The sequence below is a fragment of the Clostridium celatum genome (genome assembly GCF_021412605.1).
Lineage (GTDB): Bacteria > Bacillota > Clostridia > Clostridiales > Clostridiaceae > Clostridium > Clostridium celatum.
Map to the genome: position 1 here is coordinate 1 of NZ_JAJKGM010000083.1, position 4,013 is coordinate 4,013.

The following is a 4,013-nucleotide window of genomic DNA, read 5'->3' on the forward strand; positions in this document are numbered from 1 at the left end:
TTTATTTTAAGACTCTCAAAAGAATTGCTGGTTTACTTTAACTATATTCTGTTCAATTTTCAAAGACCATTTTCTGTATCGCCCTCAAGCGACTTCTTTATCTTATCACTACTTTCGACTACTGTCAACAACTTTTTTAAAGTTTGTTGTAATTTGTCGTTAGCAACGAAATTTATCATATCACTTCTCACGCTTTCTGTCAACAAGATTTTACTTGTTTAACAAACTCGTCATCAGCGACTTCCTTATAATATCACTAATAATTTTTTAAGTCAACATATTATTACAATTTTATATAATTTAATCAAATAATATTATTTATTTAAATTATATAAAAATTTTAGTTAGAAGTCTTAAATTTTTTCTTAATATAATAACCTCTAACTAAAATATTCTTAAATATAGTATATCTTCTAATTGTCACATCCTAGGGCCTTTATTATTATAAGTGCGGTATCTTCTATAGCTCTTTGAGTAACATCTATAGTTTTACATCCTATTCTTTTTATTATTTTATCAGCAAAATCAAACTCTTCTAATATTCTTGCATCACCTGCATATTCTATATTAGTAGGTATTCTATGAAATTTGTCTAATCTTCGTTTTCTTATCTCTATCAATTGTAACGGATTTATTGTAAGCCCAAAAATCTTATGTTTATCTATTTCATATAATTCCTTAGGAACTCCCACTTCTGGCACTAAGGGTATATTTATAGCTTTTATTCCTCTATTAGCTAAATACATACAAAGTGGTGTTTTAGAAGTTCTAGAAAGTCCTATAAGAACTACATCTGCATTTTTTAATCCTCTATAATCTTTACTATCATCATATTGCATAGCAAATTCCATTGCCTCAATTCTCTTAAAATATGCTTCATCAGTTTTCCACATAGCCCCTGGATCATATTGTGGTTGTTTATTTAATATGGATGATGCAATATTTATAATTGGACCTAATACATTTATAACTGATATATTTAATTCGACACATTTTTGAGTTAAATACTCTCTTACATTAACAGTAATTATTGTTGATACAATCATAGCTGATTCGCATTGTAATACTTCACTTATTAATTCCTCAACATCCTCTAATGTTTTTATATATGGTGTTCTTCTCACTTCAACATCACTGTGAAATTGACTTGCTGCAGCTTCTGCTACTTGTTCAGCTGTTTCACCTATTGAATCTGATACTGCAAAAATTGTTAACATTTTATATCCTCCCTTATCTGTATAATGCTATTAATCAAAATAACTATTATTATAAATTCTCTCATTTTCTATTATACCAATTTTATTGAATAAATTACTAATATAGTGAATTATTATATTTATTATGATAAAATTAATTAAATCTATAATATAAAACTTGGAGGACATCATGAAAAATTCTTTGAATAAAGATAAACTAATTACAATTGGGATCTTACCTACAATGTGGCTTATATATTTCATATTTGAGATTTTTAGTGGCAGAGTTAAAGATTCATATACTTTAATACTAAATTTATCTTTAGTTATAGTTTTTGCATTTACTGGTTGGATTATATATCTAGTAAGTAATAAATATATTAACGGAATAAGTAATATATCACTCTTTATTCTATTTGCTATTCTTATGTTGATTGATCAAGGTTTAAAAATAATAATAAAATTTAATTTCTTTGATAATTATTTTGAAATAATTCCAAACTTTTTATCTTTTAATCCAATAATAAATACTCATGGCTCTTGGCTAAATGCAAGATTTAATTTTAATGTTAGCTTTCCCATATTAATATTAATTAATGGTATAGCACTATTCTTATTCTTTGAAATTTATAGATATAGTAAATATAAAAATACGAAAACTTTTTGGAGTGACATGTGCTTCGTCTTTATCTTCACTGGCGCCCTTTGTTCATTTATTGATAAAGTGTTCTATGGTGGTAGTCTAGACTTTATAGGGATAAGTGATTTGTTTATTGCTGATTTTAAAGATATATACATAAACTTAGGATTGCTATTTTTTATTATGGCTGCTTATACAAGTGGATATTTTAAAGAAGATGAAGAAACAACTATTAAAGATGATTTAAATTCATTAAAGAATTTTTTCAGATTTGTAAAAAAAGATATATATAGTATATTAAAAAGAGAGAATGTATAATTACATTCTCTCTTCTTTATTTATATTATGCTAAGCAAGTTCTTATTAAAAAATCACTCCTATATTAAGAAGTGATTTTTGGTGGCTTACCGGGGAATCGAACCCCGGACACCTTGATTAAAAGTCAAGTGCTCTACCGACTGAGCTAGTAAACCATTTTACCTGGCAACGTTCTACTCTCCCACACGGTCACCCATGCAGTACCATTGACGCTGTAGAGCTTAACTTTCCTGTTCGGAATGGGAAGGAGTGTTTCCTCTACGCCATCATCACCAGATATTCTATTTTTTTGTTTCTGTTGATTTGTCTCTCAACAAGAACTAATTATATAGACTTATTATACATATGTCAACATATTTTTTAAAAATAATTTTATTTTTCTCTATTTTTTTATTTTTATTCATTATATATTCCAATTATACTCATATAATATATTTTTTTCTATGAATTTATGTCATAAATTAGTTAAAACTATAGCATATATAATTCATTCTTACTATATGCTATAGTTTATATAAGTTTAAATATTATATCCTAACTCTCTTATACAACTTCTTATAAAATTATTAGATTCATTAAATTTTTTCATTTCTTCTTCCAACATCTCTATTTCTACAACTTCCTTAACACCTGTACTATTTAAAACTACAGGTACACCTGTAAATACATTATGTTCACCGTATTCTCCATCTAATAATGTAGATACTGGCATTATTTTATTTTCATCATTTAAGATAGCCTTTATTATAGCTACTGCTGCTGTTGCTATTCCATAATATGTAGTTCCTTTTCTGTTATAGACTTCCCATCCTGCTTTGGCTGTATCCATTACTAAATTATCTAAATCAATATTCCCAATTCTATTCTTATTATCTTCTATAACCTTTAAGAATGGTTTTCCTCCAACATATATATGCGACCATGGAATCATTTGAGAGTCTCCATGTTCACCCATAGAATATCCTTGTACACATCTAGGATCAACTTTTAATAATTGACCTATAAAGTTTTTTAATCTTGCTGAATCAACCGATGTTCCTGTTCCTATTATATGATTTTTAGGTAATCCAGATAATTTATACACATGATATGATATCATATCCACAGGATTAGATATTATTATGAAATGTCCCTTAAATCCACTTTTCATTATAGGATTAACAATAGATTCTGCTATTTTTGCTGAAACATGTAATGTATCAATTCTTGATTGCCCTGGTTTAGGTGGTGCCCCTGCAGTTATTACTATTATATCCACATCTCCACATTCATCATATGTAGCAGCTCTGACTTTAGTATTTCTATTTAAATACTCTATACAATGATTTAAATCCATAGCTTCGCCTAAAGCCCTTTCGTTATTTAAATCAATCATTAAGATTTCTTCACACACACCTTGTGTAATTAAACTAAATGCCGTACTAGATCCAACTAACCCTGTTCCTACTATTGCTACTTTTCTACTTTTTAACGCCATCTTTTTGCCCTCCGTATATTTATTGCTCAATTTGTATTATACAATAAATTAGAGTTTAGTCTATGTTCTAACTTTAAATTTACTAATATATTCATATAAAAGATAAAAATAGATAACATACTTTTCCTAGCACATATATTTTATTATCTTAATATTAAACTACTTTTTCTAAATAACTATAGTTTTTATTATATACAAAAAAAGTCCTAATCATTAAGATTAGGACTTTGGTGCGTCATCAGGGATTCGAACCCGGGACACCCTGATTAAGAGTCAGGTGCTCTACCAACTGAGCTAATAACGCATATTACCTGGCAACGTTCTACTCTCCCACACGGTCACCCATGCAGTACCATTGACGCTGTAGAGCTTAACTTTCCTG

Annotated in this window: 4 protein-coding genes, 2 tRNA genes and 2 rRNA genes; 1 reads left to right on the forward strand and 7 read right to left on the reverse strand. The window is 28.1% G+C overall.

All coding sequences use genetic code 11. The features are described 5' to 3' along the window. Nucleotides 1-59 precede the first annotated feature (59 nt). Together LPC13_RS16525 and LPC13_RS16530 are read right to left on the reverse strand one after the other, a co-directional pair. Entirely contained in the window at nucleotides 60-203 is a 144-nt protein-coding gene (locus LPC13_RS16525; RefSeq protein ID WP_207733723.1) for a hypothetical protein, read from the reverse strand. A gap of 210 nt (nucleotides 204-413) precedes the next feature. Next, nucleotides 414-1,217, reverse strand: coding sequence for a pyruvate, water dikinase regulatory protein (locus tag LPC13_RS16530; protein WP_005215173.1), 804 nt, complete (start codon nucleotides 1,215-1,217; stop codon nucleotides 414-416). A gap of 169 nt (nucleotides 1,218-1,386) precedes the next feature. Between LPC13_RS16530 and LPC13_RS16535 the strand changes: the two genes are divergently transcribed. Beyond that, nucleotides 1,387-2,154, forward strand: a complete 768-nt coding sequence (locus LPC13_RS16535) for a signal peptidase II (RefSeq protein ID WP_195245664.1) — start codon at nucleotides 1,387-1,389, stop codon at nucleotides 2,152-2,154. A gap of 79 nt (nucleotides 2,155-2,233) precedes the next feature. Here LPC13_RS16535 and LPC13_RS16540 read toward each other — a convergent pair. The 5 genes from LPC13_RS16540 to rrf (LPC13_RS17265) all read right to left on the reverse strand — a co-directional run. Further along, nucleotides 2,234-2,309 (reverse strand) — tRNA-Lys (locus LPC13_RS16540). A 5-nt stretch (nucleotides 2,310-2,314) separates the two neighbouring features. Beyond that, nucleotides 2,315-2,431, reverse strand: a 5S ribosomal RNA gene (rrf, locus tag LPC13_RS16545). A gap of 243 nt (nucleotides 2,432-2,674) precedes the next feature. Continuing rightward, nucleotides 2,675-3,631, reverse strand: a complete 957-nt coding sequence (locus tag LPC13_RS16550) for an L-lactate dehydrogenase (protein ID WP_005214705.1) — start codon at nucleotides 3,629-3,631, stop codon at nucleotides 2,675-2,677. Nucleotides 3,632-3,859: 228 nt separating this feature from the next. Further along, nucleotides 3,860-3,935: transfer RNA gene (locus LPC13_RS16555), tRNA-Lys, on the reverse strand. Between the two features lie 5 nt (nucleotides 3,936-3,940). Continuing rightward, nucleotides 3,941-4,013, reverse strand: a 5S ribosomal RNA gene (rrf, locus tag LPC13_RS17265); the annotation flags it as partial.

Excerpts from the sequence above, each read along its gene's own strand:
- LPC13_RS16550 (WP_005214705.1), bottom strand. The coding sequence starts at position 3,631 with ATGGCGTTAAAAAGTAGAAAAGTAGCAATAGTAGGAACAGGGTTAGTT.
- LPC13_RS16530 (WP_005215173.1), bottom strand. The coding sequence starts at position 1,217 with ATGTTAACAATTTTTGCAGTATCAGATTCAATAGGTGAAACAGCTGAA.
- LPC13_RS16535 (WP_195245664.1), top strand. The coding sequence starts at position 1,387 with ATGAAAAATTCTTTGAATAAAGATAAACTAATTACAATTGGGATCTTA.